At 40.6% G+C, this 18,389-nt stretch carries 15 protein-coding genes; 8 read left to right on the top strand and 7 right to left on the bottom strand.

Going from position 1 to position 18,389, the window contains the following annotated elements; genetic code table 11:
• Window positions 1–56 precede the first annotated feature (56 nt).
• Complete coding sequence (locus AABK37_RS10255; RefSeq protein WP_432551466.1) at window positions 57–710, top strand: RNA-guided endonuclease InsQ/TnpB family protein; 654 nt, start codon at window positions 57–59, stop codon at window positions 708–710.
• Window positions 711–756: 46 nt separating this feature from the next.
• Here AABK37_RS10255 and AABK37_RS10260 read toward each other — a convergent pair whose 3' ends face one another.
• A complete protein-coding gene (locus AABK37_RS10260) occupies window positions 757–987 on the bottom strand; it encodes a hypothetical protein (RefSeq protein ID WP_432551467.1) in 231 nt (76 codons plus the stop codon).
• A gap of 41 nt (window positions 988–1,028) precedes the next feature.
• Window positions 1,029–2,402: a chromosomal replication initiator protein DnaA gene (dnaA, locus tag AABK37_RS10265; RefSeq protein WP_432551468.1), complete on the bottom strand. Its 1,374-nt coding sequence runs from the start codon at window positions 2,400–2,402 to the stop codon at window positions 1,029–1,031.
• Window positions 2,403–2,574: 172 nt separating this feature from the next.
• On the opposite strand from dnaA, the gene AABK37_RS10270 reads away from it, so the two are divergent.
• The gene (locus tag AABK37_RS10270; protein WP_432551469.1) at window positions 2,575–3,840 is read left to right on the top strand and encodes an HhoA/HhoB/HtrA family serine endopeptidase; all 1,266 of its coding nucleotides are present in this window, start codon (window positions 2,575–2,577) and stop codon (window positions 3,838–3,840) included.
• 144 nt (window positions 3,841–3,984) lie between these two features.
• Entirely contained in the window at window positions 3,985–4,578 is a 594-nt protein-coding gene (gene def / locus AABK37_RS10275; RefSeq protein ID WP_432551470.1) for a peptide deformylase, read from the top strand.
• Window positions 4,579–4,698: 120 nt separating this feature from the next.
• Here the strand turns inward: def and AABK37_RS10280 are convergent, their stop codons facing one another.
• On the bottom strand, window positions 4,699–6,684 hold the full coding sequence (locus tag AABK37_RS10280) for a glycosyl hydrolase family 28-related protein (protein ID WP_432551471.1): 1,986 nt from the start codon (window positions 6,682–6,684) through the stop codon (window positions 4,699–4,701).
• 267 nt (window positions 6,685–6,951) lie between these two features.
• Between AABK37_RS10280 and AABK37_RS10285 the strand changes: the two genes are divergently transcribed.
• The 3 genes from AABK37_RS10285 to AABK37_RS10295 are packed head-to-tail and all read left to right on the top strand — an operon-like array spanning window position 6,952 to window position 9,115.
• Window positions 6,952–8,070, top strand: a complete 1,119-nt coding sequence (locus AABK37_RS10285) for a phosphotransferase enzyme family protein (protein ID WP_432551472.1) — start codon at window positions 6,952–6,954, stop codon at window positions 8,068–8,070.
• Window positions 8,067–8,606: a DOMON-like domain-containing protein gene (locus tag AABK37_RS10290; RefSeq protein ID WP_432551473.1), complete on the top strand. Its 540-nt coding sequence runs from the start codon at window positions 8,067–8,069 to the stop codon at window positions 8,604–8,606. The genes AABK37_RS10285 and AABK37_RS10290 overlap by 4 nt, the downstream gene beginning before the upstream one ends.
• Before the next feature lie 44 nt (window positions 8,607–8,650).
• Window positions 8,651–9,115, top strand: coding sequence for a hypothetical protein (locus AABK37_RS10295; protein WP_432551474.1), 465 nt, complete (start codon window positions 8,651–8,653; stop codon window positions 9,113–9,115).
• A gap of 282 nt (window positions 9,116–9,397) precedes the next feature.
• Here the strand turns inward: AABK37_RS10295 and AABK37_RS10300 are convergent, their stop codons facing one another.
• Window positions 9,398–11,104 (bottom strand): hypothetical protein, encoded by a 1,707-nt coding sequence (locus tag AABK37_RS10300; RefSeq protein ID WP_432551475.1) that lies wholly within the window; start codon window positions 11,102–11,104, stop codon window positions 9,398–9,400.
• Between the two features lie 106 nt (window positions 11,105–11,210).
• Window positions 11,211–13,100, bottom strand: coding sequence for an ABC transporter permease (locus tag AABK37_RS10305; protein ID WP_432551476.1), 1,890 nt, complete (start codon window positions 13,098–13,100; stop codon window positions 11,211–11,213).
• 71 nt (window positions 13,101–13,171) lie between these two features.
• Between AABK37_RS10305 and AABK37_RS10310 the strand changes: the two genes are divergently transcribed.
• Window positions 13,172–13,342, top strand: a complete 171-nt coding sequence (locus tag AABK37_RS10310) for a hypothetical protein (RefSeq protein WP_432551477.1) — start codon at window positions 13,172–13,174, stop codon at window positions 13,340–13,342.
• Here AABK37_RS10310 and AABK37_RS10315 read toward each other — a convergent pair.
• Window positions 13,324–14,274 carry an ABC transporter ATP-binding protein gene (locus tag AABK37_RS10315; protein WP_432551478.1) on the bottom strand — a complete coding sequence of 317 codons (951 nt, stop codon included), beginning with the start codon at window positions 14,272–14,274 and terminating at the stop codon, window positions 13,324–13,326. The genes AABK37_RS10310 and AABK37_RS10315 overlap by 19 nt on opposite strands.
• Before the next feature lie 436 nt (window positions 14,275–14,710).
• Between AABK37_RS10315 and aspS the strand changes: the two genes are divergently transcribed.
• Window positions 14,711–16,498: an aspartate--tRNA ligase gene (gene aspS, locus AABK37_RS10320; protein ID WP_432551479.1), complete on the top strand. Its 1,788-nt coding sequence runs from the start codon at window positions 14,711–14,713 to the stop codon at window positions 16,496–16,498.
• Between the two features lie 192 nt (window positions 16,499–16,690).
• Here the strand turns inward: aspS and AABK37_RS10325 are convergent, their stop codons facing one another.
• On the bottom strand, window positions 16,691–18,325 hold the full coding sequence (locus AABK37_RS10325) for a glycosyltransferase family 39 protein (protein WP_432551480.1): 1,635 nt from the start codon (window positions 18,323–18,325) through the stop codon (window positions 16,691–16,693).
• Between the last annotated feature and the right edge of the window lie 64 nt (window positions 18,326–18,389).

Genomic DNA, 18,389 nt, shown 5'->3' on the forward strand with positions numbered 1-18,389 from the left:
CGAGCCTAAGCCCGTCAAAAGACTGGAAAAAGTCCATGACAAATGGGTAATGAGGTATGCGTGACAAGCACCAAATCATTGAGGAGCCGTGTGAAGGGAAACTTTCACGCACGGTTTTGAAGACCAACGGGGTTGGTGACAACCTCGTTGAGTTTAATAACCTGGCAACATTATCAACAGGAATCAATTTTGTTAATCCAAAAGCTTTAAAAAAAGCGCAAAAAAGATTAACGAGATTACAGCGTCAACTATCGAGAAAAATTCCAGGTAGTAATCGTTATAAAAGACAAAAGCTGAGAATATCTAAACTTCATCGACGTATCAGTAATATACGTTATGATGCGACCCATAAAGCAACTACATATATCTGCAAAAACCACGCAGTAATTGCTTTGGAAGATTTGAATACCTCAGGAATGTTAAAAAATCATAGGTTAGCAGGTGCTGTCAGTGATGCAAATTTCTATGAATTCCGCAGACAGGTTGAATACAAAGTAATTAGATATGGTGGAACTGTCGTAAAAGTTGATAGATTTTACCCATCTAGTAAAACCTGTTCAAATTGTGGAGAAGTTCAAGAAATAAGTCTTTCTGAACGTGTTTATGTGTGTCAGAAATGTCAGCATATTCAAGACCGAGATTTAAATGCATCTGTGAATTTAGAAAAATATGCACGGCGGGCTAAACCGTGCCTGGACGTTAAGGGATAACCGCTCCCATGCTCCCGTGGAAACGTCAAATAATGTCTAGGTTTGTCTAGGTTTTATGTAGCAGTAATTTATATCTAGAAGTAGCCAGAGAATCACTAGCGAGAGCTTCAGAAGTTAATTTAGCATAATTGCTTGTTGCCTGAAAGCGAATTCGTATTACATTTCTTAATGATGGCTGTGGAAAATGTGGAAAAGCTTCGATAGTTCTGTTCCACTGATAATTCCACAAGCCATTACCTGTGGAAAAAGTTGTGGAAAAACCCGATAGTTTTTCCACAGAGTAATTATACTCAATGAATTTTGGCAGATAGTTAAAGTTTATTTTTGGGAACTAGTCATATTAATGCGATCGCTTAATTGACGTAAGGTTTGTACCAAAGTGCGATCGCTTTCTTGTAGCTGAGTTATTTTATCGCAACTATAAATCACCGTTGTGTGGTCTTTACCCCCAAAAACTTCTCCAATTCTCGGCAAACTCAAATCTGTGTGCTGTCGCATTAGATACATACCAATTTGACGTGCCCAGCTTATTTCCCGTCGTCGCGAGTTGCCTTTTAAATCTTCAATTGAGACATTCAAAGCATCAGCTACTACCGATAAAATTGCTTCTGGAGTGGCTGGCAATTTTTCAGTTTTTGGTTGTAAAACTGGTACGAGATTTTCCACAGTCATGGCTAAACCCCAAATCGAAATATACGCCACTGCCCGAATTAAGGCTCCTTCTAACTCGCGAATATTAGAAGTGTAATTTAAAGCTATATATTCAACTACATCTTGAGGCAAGATAATATTTTCGTATTCAGCTTTTTTTTGTAAAATTGCCATTCTCGTTTCTAAATCTGGCGCTTGGATATCGGCAATTAACCCCATCGAAAAACGAGAACATAAACGTTCTTGTAAGCGGGGAATTTGGTTTGGGGGACGGTCGGAAGCTATAATAACTTGCTTGCCAGCTTCATATAAAGTATTAAAAGTGTGAAAAAATTCTTCTTGCGTAGACTCCTTACCCTCAAGAAATTGAATATCATCTACTAACAGTACATCAGCCGCTCGATAATGCTCTCGAAAACCTTGTCTGTTATCATTACGGATGGCAGTAATTAAATCATTAGTAAACTGCTCGGTAGAAACATAAAATATTTTAGAATCAGAATAATTTTCTCGGCGATAGTGTCCAATAGCCTGCATTAAGTGGGTTTTTCCCAATCCGACACCACCGCATAAAAATAAAGGATTAAACTCTCTTCCCGGAGATTCAGCAACAGCTAATGAAGCAGCATGAGCCATCCGGTTATTTGCACCAACTACAAACCGCGAAAATACATATTTATAATTTAATTCAGTAGTTATCGTTTTGCTTTTAGAAGCATTTTCTAAAATATTATTTGGAATAGGAACTGCCTGAGTCAGCTCTCCTTCATTCAAAAAAGAAACTTCATCACCTTGAGCAACGGTAAAATAAATTTCAACAGGATGACCAAGAATGTCTTGTACTACACGAGCAATTGTATTTATGTAATACTTTTGTAACCAATTACGCGCAAACGGGTTAGGAGTAAGTATCACCAAGCAATTATTTTCTAATCGCTCTGCACTAGCAGTTTTAATCCAAGTTTCAAAGGTGGGACGGGATAATTCTAGCTGTAAGCGCTCCAATACCTGAATCCACAGAGTTTTTATGGGAATTTCCATGTTACATACCACCTTTGCTGCTAATCGTCAAAATAGAAGATATAAGCAAGCACCCATTTAGCATTGCTCAGATGCTCTAGACCTAGAACAAGCTTTTAAGTTGTAATTATTCTTGTTCCCGGTAGGCAAGATCCTACCACTCACTGACTCATAAAGGAGTTACACGCAACACATGAAGATAACACATGACTTTGGGCAAAAAAAAATTGATACCAGAAGTTTGCCTCAACCTTGGGCAGCAACTGGTATTATGTTAATGCTACTGAGTGGCGCAGTGGTGTTTCTTGGGGGCTGCTCGTTACCTATCGGTAGTGCTGGTATTGAAAGTCAAAGAAATGATTCTCAAGCTCAAGTAGAAGCCCAAAATACAAGCGATCGCGATCCAGTAATTGCCCCACCACCAATTCTCGCCAAGTCTGGAGATCCTAACTTTGTAGTGGGAGTAGTACAAAAAGTCGGACCTGCGGTAGTGAGAATTGATTCTACTAGAGTCGTAAATTCTCGTACACCAGATGAATTTAACGATCCATTTTTTCGGCGCTTTTTCGGAGATCGGCAATCAGAACCCAGACAAACAATAGAAGGTAGCGGCTCTGGGTTTATAATTAACTCCGGAGGTCAAATTTTGACTAATGCCCATGTGGTGGATGGTGCTGACACGGTGACGGTAACATTGAAAGATGGTCGGACTTTTGACGGCAAAGTGCTAGGCGAAGACCGGGTAACTGATGTTGCAGTAATTAAAATTGCCGCAAATAACCTGCCCACTATTGCTCTTGGTAACTCCGAGACATTGCAACCGGGCGAAGCAGTAATTGCTATTGGCAATCCTTTAGGTTTAAATAATACCGTAACCTCTGGCATTCTCAGTGCTACAGGTCGTTCTGGTAGTGACATCGGCGCTAGTGACAAGCGCGTTGATTACATTCAAACAGATGCTGCTATTAACCCTGGTAACTCTGGCGGACCGCTGCTAAATGCTGAAGGTCAAGTGATTGGGATGAATACAGCGATTTTGCGTGGCGCTCAAGGATTGGGATTTGCCATCCCCATTAATACAGCACAACGAATCGCCCAGCAATTAATTGCCAAGGGAAGGGTGGATCATCCTTATTTAGGTGTCGCAATGGCAACGCTGACCCCAGAAATTAAGAGAGTCATCAGTAATGCTTCTGACGGTCAGCTGAAAATAACAGCAGATAAAGGAGTATTGATTCGCGGTGTTGTTCGTGGTTCGCCAGCCGCGACAGCCGGATTACGAGCAGGTGATGTGATTCTCAGTATCAATAACAAATCTGTTGCCAAAAATGAAGAGGTACTAAAAATATTAGAAAATAGTCAAATAGGTAGCCCGTTACAAATACAATTGGAGCGGAATGGACAAACTGCACAAGTCGCAGTTAGCCCTGCACCTCTACCTGCTCCACGAGAAAGCTGATTTTACTAAGATAGCTAATAGTTGTGAGCTATTAGCTATTAAGTAAACCTAAAATATTGTTTTGATTCGTAGTGAGCGGTTTACCGCTCAAATATTCAATTTTAAGGGCTGAAGCCCTTACTACCTAAGAAAAAGAGTTATATTATGGGTGAACTACGAAAAATTATTCAATTAGGCAATCCGATATTGCGCTCCAAAGCTGCGGAAATTGAAAATATCCAATCCGAGCAGATACAAAAACTAATTGAAGATTTATTGACAACAGTTGCTGATAGTAACGGTGTGGGAATTGCCGCGCCTCAAGTTGCAGAACAAAAGCGTTTATTTATCGTTGCGTCGCGTCCCAATCCCCGGTATCCCAACGCCCCAGAGATGGAACCAACAGCGATGATAAATCCGAAAATAACGGCACATTCAAATGAAATTGTCAAAGGTTGGGAAGGTTGTTTAAGTATTCCTGGAATTAGAGGATTAGTTCCCAGATATCAAGCGATAGAAGTAGAATATACTGACCGCAATGCCAAGTTACAAAAACAAGAATTTACTGATTTTGTAGCGCGTATTTTTCAACATGAGTACGACCACTTTGAAGGAATTGTTTTTTTAGATCGGCTAGAGAGTACTTTAGATATAATGACTGAGAACGAGTATCAACAGCGGATTGTTTCAACTAACAATGACGACATTAATGAAAAATCTGAAAATTTAGTGTGCCAAAAGAGAGAAGATGTAGTATAATTATATGCTTATTTAATCAATAATCATCACCCCAATACTGTTTAGAAAGGCGATGCACCAGTAAAAATGCCAAGTTTGCCGTGACAAATTTAATGACTAAATTTTATTTGGTTGCCTTGGTCATTTTTTAAAACCTGTATACAATACTAAAGCTTGTCCATTCGCGGTTCTTCTGTCAGGAATCTCACGGCGCATGAGCTTTTTTGTCTCGTTTCCGCGTGTTTCCTCAACCCAAATTTGATAGGTGTCTTTATCGAAATATGCCTCAGTAACACCAACAAAAGAACAAGAAGCATTGATGATACGGAATAGTGGATCTGAAGGTGCTTGTTTATTAGTTGCATAAATTAGCCCACCGAGAACTTCAGTAAAACCATTATCTGTAGTCTCAATTTTGGTTTTACTTCCTTCTGTCTTCAAACCAAGAATCCACAGCTTGGCGCCGCGATTGACTACAGCAGTTTCTACACTTCCTTCAGGATTAAGCTGACGTGCCCAAATATGTTGGGCAGGGTTGAGTAATCTAATTGTATGCATTGCAGCATCATCAATGAATAAATCTCCGGTTCCTTGGCTTTCGAGGTCAAGACCCAATATGCTACGGTAAACAATAGTTCGATTAGCAACGTTCTTCCATTTCAACTTAGAATTATATGCGACGAAGAAGTTTTCAATGATGAGAGTAGGTTGACTGCCGTCCGATGCAACTATCTCTCCAGAACCGTTTAGCACTCCTTCAGTTCCCAGAAATCTTCGCACATTTCCTCTAAGTTTGAGAGAACCATTGATTGTAAAAATTCCTGGTTTTGGCACTACTACTGTCGTGGCACCAGAATCAATCGCCGCTTGAAAAGCTGCTGTATCATCCTTTTTATCACTTGCGATCGCCCCAAACTTCTCGACGCTTACCCATGTTTTTGGATCGTCCCACTCTAGCTTCGGAAATTGTTTAATTGTCAGTTTAAGCGATCGCGATGGTGAAGGAAATTTAGAAAGGATAGGGTGAGAAGCAAATTCATCAATTGCGTTTCCTTTGACGCTTTTTGCCGCGTTTTTTGCATTAGTATTATTTGAAAGAACGTTGCTGTAACCAGAAGATACTACGTTTCTTGCATAGATAAATCCCACAGAAGAAATTGCCGGTGTTTTGCTTGCACCACCGCGACCAATAAGCTTGGCATTTACTAGCGTCAAAGTACTTCCGCGATCGTTACCGGTATGAGGATTGCTACCATTGATAATTGCAGGTACAGAATTCACACTATTAAACTTCTCCAGACTAACTACTTGTCCGCGATTGTAGAAACCTGCTCGCTTCTGATCGCGGACAGTAATATTCTGCATTGATAAACCGTTTATACCGTTGTTAGTGCTTATCCCCTCATCAAATCCAATTATTTCAACATCCTCAACTAGCAACGGACCGACCTCACCATGAGTCAGTGCTAAACCAGTTGTACCTTGATTATCAGAAGAGATAATTTTAACGCTTCGTACTGCACCTTGATTGTTGGCAACAAAATTGAGTCCTTGCGCTCCTGGATTATTTTTGCCTATATTGATAGTGAGATTTCTGACGGAATTGCTAAAGCGTTGAGCTACCTGACTTGCTTTAAACTCTTTAGAGTTTGGATCTAAATCTGGGTTAAACCCTGTAGAAATAACAGGTCGAGGCTTGTCTGGGTTTTGGAACTTCGGAGAACTATCGTTTAGTTGTATAACAACACCATCTCGACTTTGCCCTTGCAGCACAATACGTTTGTAGTCAGAACGGAAAGGAACTCCGTTAGCCCAATGCAAGCTATCAGAAATGTTATACACCCCATTGGGTAAGTAGATAACTCGTCCCTGATTGGGAAACTGACTCAACGCCTTTTGGATAGCCGCAGTATCATCCTTACCATCGTTGGGTATGGCTTTATACTCAGGCGATGTGACATCAATTACTGCCGCGCTTTGAGGGTATCGGATATTCTCATTAATTCTAGGAATAGCTTGCGCGATCTGGACTTCATTATTGCTACAGTCAACACAAGTAACAGCAAGGGGAATCGCGACGAATAAGGAAGAAAGTAGTTTGAATAGTGATGCCGGAGTAGAAATCACAAGCGTATCTTCTCTTGGCTAATTTACTACTAGCTATTTACATTCGTCAAAAGAAGAATCCGTAAAAACTCGGATGATTTTCAATCATGTTGATGTAGTTAGTGCATCTAGAAAAACTGAAATAGGATGACTCTTTACCCAAGGAAAGGAAATCAAAAAACAGCATCGGCGATCGCACTAAACTTTTTGTGGTATACGACAAAGGTACGCGATAATAACATGCATTCTCAGGTAAGCTGCAATAAAAGCAAAATATAAGGCAAAATTTTGAATAATCTGATTGACATTGCAGACCGATTTAAGCCACAAGGTAAGGTTATTGACATCCAGGAATTTGGGCATGGCAATATTAATAGCACCTTCCTTGTAACTCTGGATTCCCTAGAAGAAAAGCATTTTATTCTGCAACGCATCAACACGCAGGTGTTTCGTCAACCAAAACTGGTGATGCAGAATATGAGTATCTTTACTCTTCATGTAGGCGATAAGCTGAAGGCTTTAAGCTCCGCTTATCGCCTGCAACACACCCCCCCAAATCGCCGCTGGGAAGTACCGCGTGTACTTTTGACACAAAACGCCCAAAATCACTTTATCGATGCTGAAGGCTCATTCTGGCGGGCAATCAGCTTTATTGAGGCTGCGGAGTCTTTTGACATCATCAAAGATAGCAATCACGCTCGCGAAGTCGGTTACGCGCTGGGTATGTTCCATAACCTAATCAGCGATTTGCCTACCGAAAAACTCGCTGACACTCTTCCAGGATTCCACATTACACCGCGCTACCTCCAGCAATATAACGAAGTTCTACCTAAAAGTAGCGTCAGCCAATCTGCGGAAGTCAAGTATTGCTTGCAATTTGTAAGCGATCGCTCTTCTTGGGCACACGTTTTAGAAAATGCCCAAGCACAAGGACAACTGCATCTGCGCCCAATTCACGGCGACCCCAAGATAAATAATGTCATGATAGACACCACAACCGGGCACGCTATCAGTATTATCGACCTGGACACCGTTAAACCAGGCTTGGTTCATTATGATATCGGGGACTGCCTGCGCTCAAGCTGCAATTTTTTGGGAGAAGAAACAGACCAGTGGGATATGGTGCGCTTTGACACCGATATTTGTCAGTCTGTTTTGCAAGGTTATCTCTCAGTAGCGAGAGAATTCCTCACTATAAGCGACTATGAATATATGTACGATGCAATCCGCTTGATTGCCTTTGAGTTGGGATTGCGATTTTTCACTGATTATTTAGCGGGTAATGTCTACTTTAAGATTAAGTACCCAGAACATAATCTGAATCGAGCGATCGTCCAATTTAAGCTCACCGAAAGTATCGAATCTCAAGAAACCGCTATCCGCGCTATCATTCAGGAAATGCGATGAACGAGCAAAATTTTTCTTTGCAGCCATTTAATTTAACAAGCTCGCTGTCTGATTTAAAGATTACAGGCAGTATCGCTCGAAACGGCAATAAATTAACTATTTCTTATGCACTGCTTGGCGATTTGACAAAAGTCGAAATTCCCACACCAGCTGACTTGTTAAAGCGCAAATACGATCTTTGGGAAGAAACGTGTTTCGAGTTATTCGTTGGAATTAAGAATTATCCTGATTATTGGGAGTTTAATCTTTCACCAGCCGGACATTGGAATGTCTTTCACTTAGATAATTATCGGCAAGGGTTACAAGAGGAAATGGCTGTTACATCGCTACCTTTTAGCGTTGAGCAGAAATCAGACGCTTTGTTGGTTGATTTAGAAGTTGATTTAGATCAGTTTATCCTGGCAGAGCAATCTTTAGAAGTTGGAATTACTACTGTGATTAAATCGAAAGATGGTAATCTTAGCTATTGGGCATTAACTCATTGTGGTGAGGAAGCGGATTTTCATCGACGGGAAAGTTTTATTGTTGAATTGTGAGATAGTTGTTGATGTGTCGGGTAACGAAGTTTGAGGAAATCAACATGCATCGAGAACAACTCGCCAAATGGCTGCTTGGAGCTGCTGCGCTTTCAACAATTATCATTCCCATCGCTGTGGATGCAGTTTTACTAGCAAACGCTCATATGAATAACCCTGCATGGCTACCTCATGCAAAACTGCATTGTGCCATGTCGTTTTTTGCGGGTGCTTCGTTGGGACTTGCTGCTTTAGCGATTTTGTTAGTTCGTCCGGTAAGCGATCGCTTTTCGATGGGTCTTGCTGCATTTCTCGGTTCTGCCTTTTGGATTGGGCTAATTGCTGCCGGATTCTTGCCGGGAACTTCTTACGGGTTTCTTAACGATCCAGTTTTTGGTAATATTCGTGAACCTGAGTTAGGTGGAATCACGATTTATCCGAATGTCGCGCTTGGTGCGATTACTATTGCGATCGCGATTGCAGGTTATTGGTTAACAAGTCAGGCAAAGTCGATTGACCAATCAAAGTGAACAATCGTTATGCTTATTTGCGATCGCTTTATTTTCAGATGAGGTGAAGAGCGATCGCCTAATTTTCAGATTATACGATACTAAAATAACTTGATTGAATTAAGCGCAAGAGCGATATGGATACATTTATTGTTAACAAGGTGATTTCGCAGTAGCACTTTGCGCTTAGATTCGGCTTGAGATTTTGCCACAGTCATTGCTCAACACCTGTTTAGTTACTGTATTTAAATGCTAGTAAGCACACAGAGCAAAAACAGCGATCGCCTGACTTTTAAGTAACGGTTAGTGCGATCGCACTGTAGACTCCCCAGCTTTTCTTAACTGTCGCATCAGCAAAAATACTAACAATCCGATAATCATCCACTGACAAATAACTGCCAGAAAGACCGATATGAATGACTCTGGGTATCCTGTGGGATATAAGATAAGAAGTGGAGCAGCGATTGAAAACAGCCACGCAAATGTATTGTTTCCGGGGTTGGAGAACAGCATAGCTACAATTACCAGTGGTAATATCATTACCGCACCCACCGTGCCAGTAGCCCATAACACGCGCTGCTCAGTTTTCATCAACAACATTAGTTGAGCTAAACCTGCGTAGATTGTAGTTAAATTACCAGCGAAAATTAAAGATAAAAAGGCTGGTATTGCCCCATCAAGTTTAGTACCGGAAAGTAAAATAAATAGACTTAAAGCAGTGATGGCAATTATTGCATTTAAAGCGATCGCTACTAAACCCGGACTTTTTTCACTCCAAATTAAATCCTTAATTAACTTGCTATTAGCAAATTCCTTAAAACTATAAACATGTCGATAGCGTGCCCAATCATATAGACTTTGCCGTTGAGGGTTGAGAGCAGCAATAAGATATAAAAACAGCCACAAATTCAAGAACAATAGACATGCCAAATTTTCACTTATCATATAGGAATTGCCCTTAGCAAATACTAATTTTTGCCAATTAGCGCATCCTATTGTTAAAATTGCAAAGCAAGACGTTAGCAAATAACTTTGCTGTTTACTTAACATAGTGGCATTAGGATCGCGAAAACAACGCTGCAAAGATTGCCAAATAAACCAAGTTGCGATCGCATAAATCAGCAAATCAAAACCAATTATAGTTACAAAACTAGTTCCTAACGGTATGGCAAACCAATGGAAATTTGCTAATTCTGAAGCAACAGATTTAAAAGAAGAATTATCCGAATAATGCGGAATTAAATAAACAGGGTTAATTAACTTCAAGACAACAAATGGATCTTCAGATTGTCCTACTTGAGAAAATATTCCTTGCCTAGTTAATATGAGAAAACCCAAAACTGCACCGCTACCCAACCAAGCTTGAAAACCGCTTAACCAAGAACCAACTAAGCCAAATAACAATGCGCCACTATAGTATAAAATGCAAGCAGCAACAATAATCGCATAAAAGCTGAAAATCTCAACCAGCGGAATGTTTGCGGCTAAACCCGACCACAAATGCAAAGGAATTGCTAGGAATACTGCAAGATACAGCAGGATAGGCACACCTAACATTTTACCTAATAAGATGCTTTGGGGTGACTGAGGACTAAGGCGAATAAAATTCAGTGTCTGACGACGTTCTTCATTAGCTAAGTCACTGATAATTAGATAGGTTCCTGCAACTAAAATGGTAAAGCAGCCAATAATGCTCAACCATGTAAATATGTTTCTAAACCACAATTCCCAATTAATGATAATATTGCCCAATTCATCCTGCAAACATACCCGCGTAGCAGCATTTATATAAGTGTTTTCTCCTGTACAATATTTGTTGGTGATAGTTTGAATTGCATTTGGAGTCTTTTCAGTTATTACCTGGGTTTGGAAATATAGAAGTAGTAAAAATTGAACCAACAGAGAAATAACAATCGTTAGTAGAATGTTGCGTGGTTTAATACGACCTTTGATTTCTCGCAACAATTGCGGATTCCAGTTTCCTAAACGGTCTACAAAATTTTGCATCATAGCAAAACTCTCCATAATTAGTAGTTAGGGATATGGCTTACACGTCGTAAACGTTGACAGAAAAGTAGTCAGTGCTGAAGCGCTGAAGCGCTGACTACAATTAACGTCAGCCTAACAATGCTTTAGTAGCAGATTCCCCTGCTAACTTTACCCGCTTTGTCAATTGAAAGTTTAACAATGCTAAAATGCTAAACTCAGTCAAGAGTGCCAGAAAAATTGTTGTTGTAGAAGCATATTCTACACCTGCCCAAGGAAAGCTGGAAAACAGCCAGAGGGTAGCATTTTTCGAGGGATAAATGGTGAGGAATTGGAGAATCATCGGTGGTAAAAACATTACCGCAGTTACAGTACCAATTGCCCACAAAGAACGCTTAGAAGTTTTCATCATCAACATCAGTTGAGCTATGGTAGCGTAAATCATCATCAAGGTGATGAATAACGCTAAAGCAAAAACTACATGAATTCTGTGAACATTGTTTCCAAGTCCAAGTAAATTACGGCTCTGGTGAACATTTAAAATCGGTGCAACTGCAATCCAAACTATTAATGGGATAATAGCGATCGCTAAATTAATTGCCATTGCTACCAGTGCAATACTCTTTTCACCAAAAATCAAATCTTTTAGCAAATTCTTCCAAATACCCTGATGTCGATACCTTGCCCAATCTTGTACAGCTTGACGGTGAGGTGAAAGAATTGCAATTAAACCAAGAAGCAGTACTGAGTTACAAAATGCTAACAAAATGAAATTCTCGCCAATTTGAGAATTCACACCGTACAAGCAAGTAGAAGGTTGATTAACCAGATTAGGTAGGCAATAATTTTTTACATACTGCAAAGTGAATCCCCACATCATCACTTGCAAACCAGCTACCACCAAATAACTTTGAAGCTTGCTGATAACAGCGGTATTCGGGTTACGAAAGCAACGTTTTAATGCTTGCCAAATACCAAACGTACACAAGCCATAATTAAATACATGGAATCCAACAATACTAGTAATATTTGTTCCAATTGGTAAATAGAAAAACTGCAATTGTTTCAATGGCGAACCATTGTATATATGGTACAAGTTGGGAAACAGATAATTTGTGATATCGAAAGGACTAAACAACCTAAACCAAGTCGTTGAATTGTTAAAGTTTCCTCCAGAAGACGATGCCATCATCATCGTCATAATTAAGAATACTAGAATCGAGCCACTACCTAACCAAGGTTGAAAACTATTGAACCAACGACAAACTAAACCAAAAAGTAGCGCTGCACTATAAAAGAAAATACAGCTAGCAGCAAGAACTGCGTAAAAACTAAAAATGTAACTTAAAGCGATATTAGCAGAACGTCCAGCATACAAATGTAAAGGCACTGCTACTAAAGTTACAAGATAAACTAAAATTGGCACTCCTAACAGCTTACCAGTCAAAAGATTTACTTCTGACTGGGGACTGAGGCGAATAAAATTTAGCGTACCGCGACGTTCTTCAGTAGCTAAATTATTTATTAGTAAATAAGTTCCTGCTACTAATAGTGTGAAGATAAAAATCACGCTCAATGAGAGAAATATGTATTCCCAATGTTCTCGCCACCACGATTGCATATTTAATTGATCGGTTGGGCAAAAATTATCGGAAATGTATTTACTTAAAGCTTGAAGTTTTGCATTTGTCGATTTGAGTTCTGTTTGCAAATCTAGAAGCGATGCTTTATCAAATCCTTTATTTCTCTTTAAACTAGATATTGCTGTATTAAGTGTGCTGCTTTGTCGATAAAGTGTCTCTTGTTGCTGAAGATAAGATTTACTTAGGCGACAGTATTGACCGACTATAGAGTAATTTTCGCCGGGAAAATCTTTTAATTGAAATAAAAATAATACCAGTTGACCAAGTAGCGATATAATCAAGGCGATCGCTACAGGCAAAATTTTCAACCGACCTTTGAGTTCGCGCAACAATTGCGGATTCCAATCACCGATTTTATCTATTAAGTTGAGCATCATACTCACAAATCTCCAGTGAAGAGGGGACAAGGGGACAGGGGGACAAGGAGGACAAGGGGAGGACACAGCGAGTGCGGGGGTTCCCAAGCCACTGCGTTGCGGAGGTTCCCTCCGTTGAAGCATGTGGCGTCCCCGTTAAGGAACGTGTCCGTGGACAAGGGGGACAAATGCCCAATGCCCACCAACAACTAACAACCATCAACCAACAACTAACAACAATTCTTCAAGATGCTTGTTTATGACCGAGTTTGAGGAAAATTGTTTCTAGGTCTTCTTGAGTGCAATGAAATTCGCTTAGAGGAATGTTAGCTTGGATGAGCGATCGCAAGAGATTTGCACTATCTTCTTGATTCCCTGAAAAGTAGACGCGCACACCCTGTTTATCTGGCATAACTTCCCACTCTTCCACTAGACAATGATTTTTCAACTCGCTTAAAAGTGGTTCTAAATTTCCCAAAGTCGATAACAAAATTTGCTGGCGAGAAAGACGCTGATAAAGTTGTTTTAGTGAAGCACTTTCTACCAAAAAGCCAAGTTCCATAATTCCCACTGAAGTACACAGTTCTGCTAAGTCGCTGAGGACGTGCGAGGAAATTAATATCGTCATCCCAGCTTCTTGCAATGCTTTAATGATTTCGCGAAAGTGCATTCTGGCAATGGGGTCAAGTCCGGAAACTGGCTCATCTAAAAGTAGTAAAATCGGTTCGTGGATAATTGTTCGTGCCAAACTGAGGCGTTGTTTCATCCCCCGCGATAAAGTAGAAATCTGACTGTGGCGTTTATTGCCGAGTTGTATTAATTCTAAAACTTCATGTAAGCGTTGAGTGCGACGCGGTTCTCGCAAGCGATACAAACGCGCAAAATAATCGAGATAATCCCAAACTGTGAGATCCTCATAAAGCGGGTAGTCATCGGGTAAGTAGCCGAGACGACGCTTGAGAGTCGGATTAGTTTTGTCACGTAGTAAGCGAGTGCCATTAATATAAATCTCACCTGTAGTCGGTTCCTCAGCAGTTGCCAACATCCGGATGAGAGTTGTTTTACCGGCACCATTCGGACCAATCAGTCCGTAAACCTCACCCGCTTGGATCTCCAAATCAACATCATTAACCGCAACGTGGCGATCGAATTGCTTAGTCAGTCCACAGGTGCGAATTGCCAGTTCTTTTACCATAGCTGCAAAGGGTGCGGTTTAACAGTTAACCTAACTTCTCTCTACAGCTTTTGTCAGGCTTGTTTCAGAAATTGAAACAAAGTAGGCATTCGAGTGCGCGAAACGCTGATGTAAAATATAGGACTTACGCAAGGTCATGGAAAAACGTACCGCCAAGGGCGCTGGTTGTACGCCAAGATTCATAGGTTAGAGAGAGTTTTTGCGTAAGTCAAGAGATAATTCCATTTTTTCTTTAACCGGAACTACTACAATTACTATTGATGCTAGATAATGGGAAAGCTTTGACATAAACTAGTGCAGCGTGGCAAAAATAACTATGCAGTTGATAAAAGCCTACTATCACAAGCTTTCTTTCCTTCTGCCTTCTGCCTTCTGCCTTCTGCCTTCTGCCTTCTTACACTAGCCCATCTAGCTCCAGAAATAAGTATTAAGACCTATGCGAACTCACTATTGCGGCGCACTCCGTTCCTCACATATTGGAGAAACTGTCACCTTGTACGGATGGGTAGACCGTCGCCGCGATCATGGGGGTGTGATATTTTTAGATTTACGCGATCGCTCTGGCGTTGTCCAAATTGTCAGCGATCCCCAACGTACCCCAGATTCTTACGAACCAGCAAACGCTTTGCGTAATGAATATGTCGTGGAAATCACCGGGAGAGTGACGCAGCGTCCTTCTGAATCGCTAAATACCCGCATCCCCACAGGCGAAGTGGAAATCTACGCCGATAAAATCGAATTGCTAAACGCTGTTCGCAAACAGTTACCTTTTCAAGTTTCCACCGCAGACAGCGAAACGGTGCGGGAAGACTTGCGGCTGAAATATCGTTATCTAGATTTGCGACGCGATCGCATGGCGCATAACTTACAATTGCGCCATGAAGTTGTCAAAACCATGCGTCGCTATCTCGAAGATGTAGAAAACTTCATCGAAGTTGAAACTCCCATCTTAACTCGTTCCACCCCCGAAGGCGCACGCGATTACATCTTACCCAGTCGCGTCAGTCCTGGTGAGTGGTTTGCACTTCCACAATCACCGCAGCTATTCAAACAGATATTGATGGTAGCAGGATGCGATCGCTATTATCAAATTGCTCGTTGTTTCCGCGACGAAGACTTACGCGCTGACAGACAACCAGAATTCACGCAATTGGACATGGAAATGAGTTTCATGTCCCAAGAAGAAATTATCGAACTTAACGAAAAGTTAGTTTCGCATATCTTCAAAATTGTTAAAGGTATCGAATTACAACTTCCCTTTCCACGTCTCACCTACGCCGAAGCGATGGAACGTTACGGCTGTGATAAACCTGATACCCGCTACGGTCTGGAACTAGTCAATGTCTCGGATGTATTGAAAGACTCTGGTTTCAAAGTCTTTCGCGAAGCCGTTGCCAATGGCGGTATTGTGAAAATCCTACCCATCCCCAACGGTAATGATACAATCTCCAATGTCCGTATCAAACCGGGCGGCGACTTATTTAAAGAAGCTGCTGAAGCAGGTGCGAAAGGTTTAGCATACATCCGCGTCAGAGAAGATGGTGAAATCGACACCATCGGCGCAATTAAAGACAACTTAACACCAGAACAAAAGCAAGAAATTTTACGCCGCACCGATGCCAAACCCGGACATTTGCTATTATTTGCAGCAGGTGATGCGGCAACTGTCAATAAGACTTTAGATAGATTGCGTCAAGTCATCGCCAGAGAATATAAATTAATCGATCCGGAAAAAATCAACTTGCTTTGGGTGGTAGATTTCCCGATGTTTGAGTGGAATGCTGACGAAAAACGCTTAGAAGCACTTCACCATCCATTTACAGCACCGCATCCTGATGATTTGTCCGACTTGAAAACCGCCCGCGCCCAAGCGTATGATTTAGTATTTAACGGCTTTGAAGTTGGCGGTGGTAGTCTGCGGATTTATCAGCGAGAAATTCAAGAAGAAGTATTTGAAGCGATCGGTTTATCTCCGGAAGAAGCACAAAGTAAATTTGGCTTTCTTTTAGAGGCGTTTGAATATGGTACACCGCCGCATGGTGGTATCGCCTACGGTTTAGATCGCTTGGTGATGTTGTTAGCTGGGGAAGAATCAATTCGCGATGTAATTGCTTTTCCGAAAACGCAACAAGCGCGTTGTTTGTTAACAGATGCACCTTCTGGGGTGGATGCAAAGCAGCTCAAAGAATTGCACGTTGCATCAACTTATAAACCGAAGTCTTAGACTTCATCCCCGCTTCTTGAAAAGTTAGATCCCCGACTTATTTAATAAGTCGGGGATCTAAACACCGCAAATTTTTACAAATCATATAGGATTGGTATAAAAACCCGTCGTAGAGACGTTCGGTGTGGAACGTCTCTACAATCAATATGTGTAATTTGTAGGACATGATATAATTCAGCCACACGACTCTAACTATTTGCTTAATTTCCAAAGACCAAGATTTTCTGGATAAATGTTTTTTTCAATCTTGTATTTCTGCTGGTTTTCAAGCTTATCTAAGAATACTTGCGGAATAGTATTGTAGTCAGGATTGTATAAAAAAACGTCACTGAAACTATTACTAAAATTATCAGAAATTTGCGCCACATTCGACTCATTCACCAACCGAAGCCGCACTTTTGGAGCCAGCACATGGCTGAGAAACATTCCATGACCTATAGACGAGTTTCCCTCACAGGAAACAATTAAAAGTGGGTTGGCAGTTTGGTTGATAATTCTAACCATCTGAGGAGTATAAATGTTAAGAAACTTGAGCCACCAAGTTTCTGCTTGAGAACTAATTGCACAAGACATGACTCCGGCTGAAATCAGCAGAACCATCACAAGTTGCCAAAGCTTTCGTTTCCAGTTGTTAACAGTGGAGATAATTTGAGTTGCCAGCAGATATGCAACAGCAAGCTGAATACCCAAATAGGTAGGAATGAGATACCGAGAAGCTTGCGATCGCACTCCTCCAAAAATTAAATCAGGCATTGCTAGAGGTAGCGCTGTAACCCCAATCAATGTCAATATAAATAACCAAATTCGCTGTTGTGTATTACGACAAAGAAAATAAATCGAATAGCCTACTAAAATTAAGATAACAGGAATCAAAAATTTAACTATCAATTTCAATACTGAGTCATTATAAACACTCCTCAAATCGTAGTTAAAATCAATAAAAAAATAGCTCAAGTTAACAAACCAAGACTTAATCAAACTTAACCTGGGTATTTTATTAGATGTCCAGCTTGTTGTTTCATTAACTTTCCCTAAATGAGTAATAAAAATCACTAGCCAAGGTGTGAAAGCTAAAAATCCCAATAAAGACGCCAGCAAATAAGCAATAACCCTCTGACTGAATCGAAAGCGTTCAATTACGAATACATAAACACCATGAGCGATCGTCACTAACACAGAAAACAAAAATGTATACAGCCCTAATGTCACAGATATTGCATACATTAACCAACTAAACTTTGTTTGCAGTCGCATTGCCCGTAGCAGTGTTGCACTAGATAGCAAAATTGTCACAGTCCACAAACTATACTCCCGCGCTTCCTGTGCGTACAAAACATGAAATGGTGACACAGCTATCAGTGCAACTGCAACCCATCCCACGAGCGACGAGTTAAATAATTCCCAGCATAGCCAATAAATACAAGGGAATACTAGCAAACTAATGATGGCAGACAAACTTCTTATTACCGCAACAGAACTACCAAACCATTGCGCCCAAAATCGCGCCAGCACATAATATAGCGGCGGATGTTGAGCGTTTTCTACTACAAAAGAGTTAATAGTATCTGTTAAAGTTTTTTCCGGAGTAAGACGTTGATATTTCTGTAAATCTTTAACCCCAATTTCTTGACCAGTGCAGACTTGCCCAACTGTTTCTGACATTGTGTAGCCAGAAATCCGTAATGAGGTAAGAGTCTCGTCAAACCAGTAGACTTTTCGCTCAATATTGACGAAGCGAAAAAATATACCTAATGCTAATAAAACAATCACTAAAAATCGTAATACTTTGGGAGGAAATGCCCAAACAGACGGCAATTCGCTGTTCATATACTAAACGTCTCTACAATATATGTAATTGCCGCACCTGATATAATTAAATCACATTAACGAG

It is taken from the genome of Tolypothrix sp. VBCCA 56010 (assembly GCF_050875635.1).
In the GTDB taxonomy this organism is placed as follows: domain Bacteria; phylum Cyanobacteriota; class Cyanobacteriia; order Cyanobacteriales; family Nostocaceae; genus Hassallia.

What these genes read in the sequence shown, in the direction of transcription:
- dnaA (WP_432551468.1), bottom strand. Translation starts at nt 2,402, where the DNA reads ATGGAAATTCCCATAAAAACTCTGTGGATTCAGGTATTGGAGCGCTTA.
- aspS (WP_432551479.1), top strand. Translation starts at nt 14,711, where the DNA reads ATGCGAACTCACTATTGCGGCGCACTCCGTTCCTCACATATTGGAGAA.
- AABK37_RS10290 (WP_432551473.1), top strand. Translation starts at nt 8,067, where the DNA reads ATGAACGAGCAAAATTTTTCTTTGCAGCCATTTAATTTAACAAGCTCG.
- AABK37_RS10270 (WP_432551469.1), top strand. Translation starts at nt 2,575, where the DNA reads ATGAAGATAACACATGACTTTGGGCAAAAAAAAATTGATACCAGAAGT.
- def (WP_432551470.1), top strand. Translation starts at nt 3,985, where the DNA reads ATGGGTGAACTACGAAAAATTATTCAATTAGGCAATCCGATATTGCGC.
- AABK37_RS10305 (WP_432551476.1), bottom strand. Translation starts at nt 13,100, where the DNA reads ATGATGCTCAACTTAATAGATAAAATCGGTGATTGGAATCCGCAATTG.
- AABK37_RS10255 (WP_432551466.1), top strand. Translation starts at nt 57, where the DNA reads ATGCGTGACAAGCACCAAATCATTGAGGAGCCGTGTGAAGGGAAACTT.
- AABK37_RS10300 (WP_432551475.1), bottom strand. Translation starts at nt 11,104, where the DNA reads ATGATGCAAAATTTTGTAGACCGTTTAGGAAACTGGAATCCGCAATTG.
- AABK37_RS10325 (WP_432551480.1), bottom strand. Translation starts at nt 18,325, where the DNA reads ATGAACAGCGAATTGCCGTCTGTTTGGGCATTTCCTCCCAAAGTATTA.
- AABK37_RS10315 (WP_432551478.1), bottom strand. Translation starts at nt 14,274, where the DNA reads ATGGTAAAAGAACTGGCAATTCGCACCTGTGGACTGACTAAGCAATTC.
- AABK37_RS10295 (WP_432551474.1), top strand. Translation starts at nt 8,651, where the DNA reads ATGCATCGAGAACAACTCGCCAAATGGCTGCTTGGAGCTGCTGCGCTT.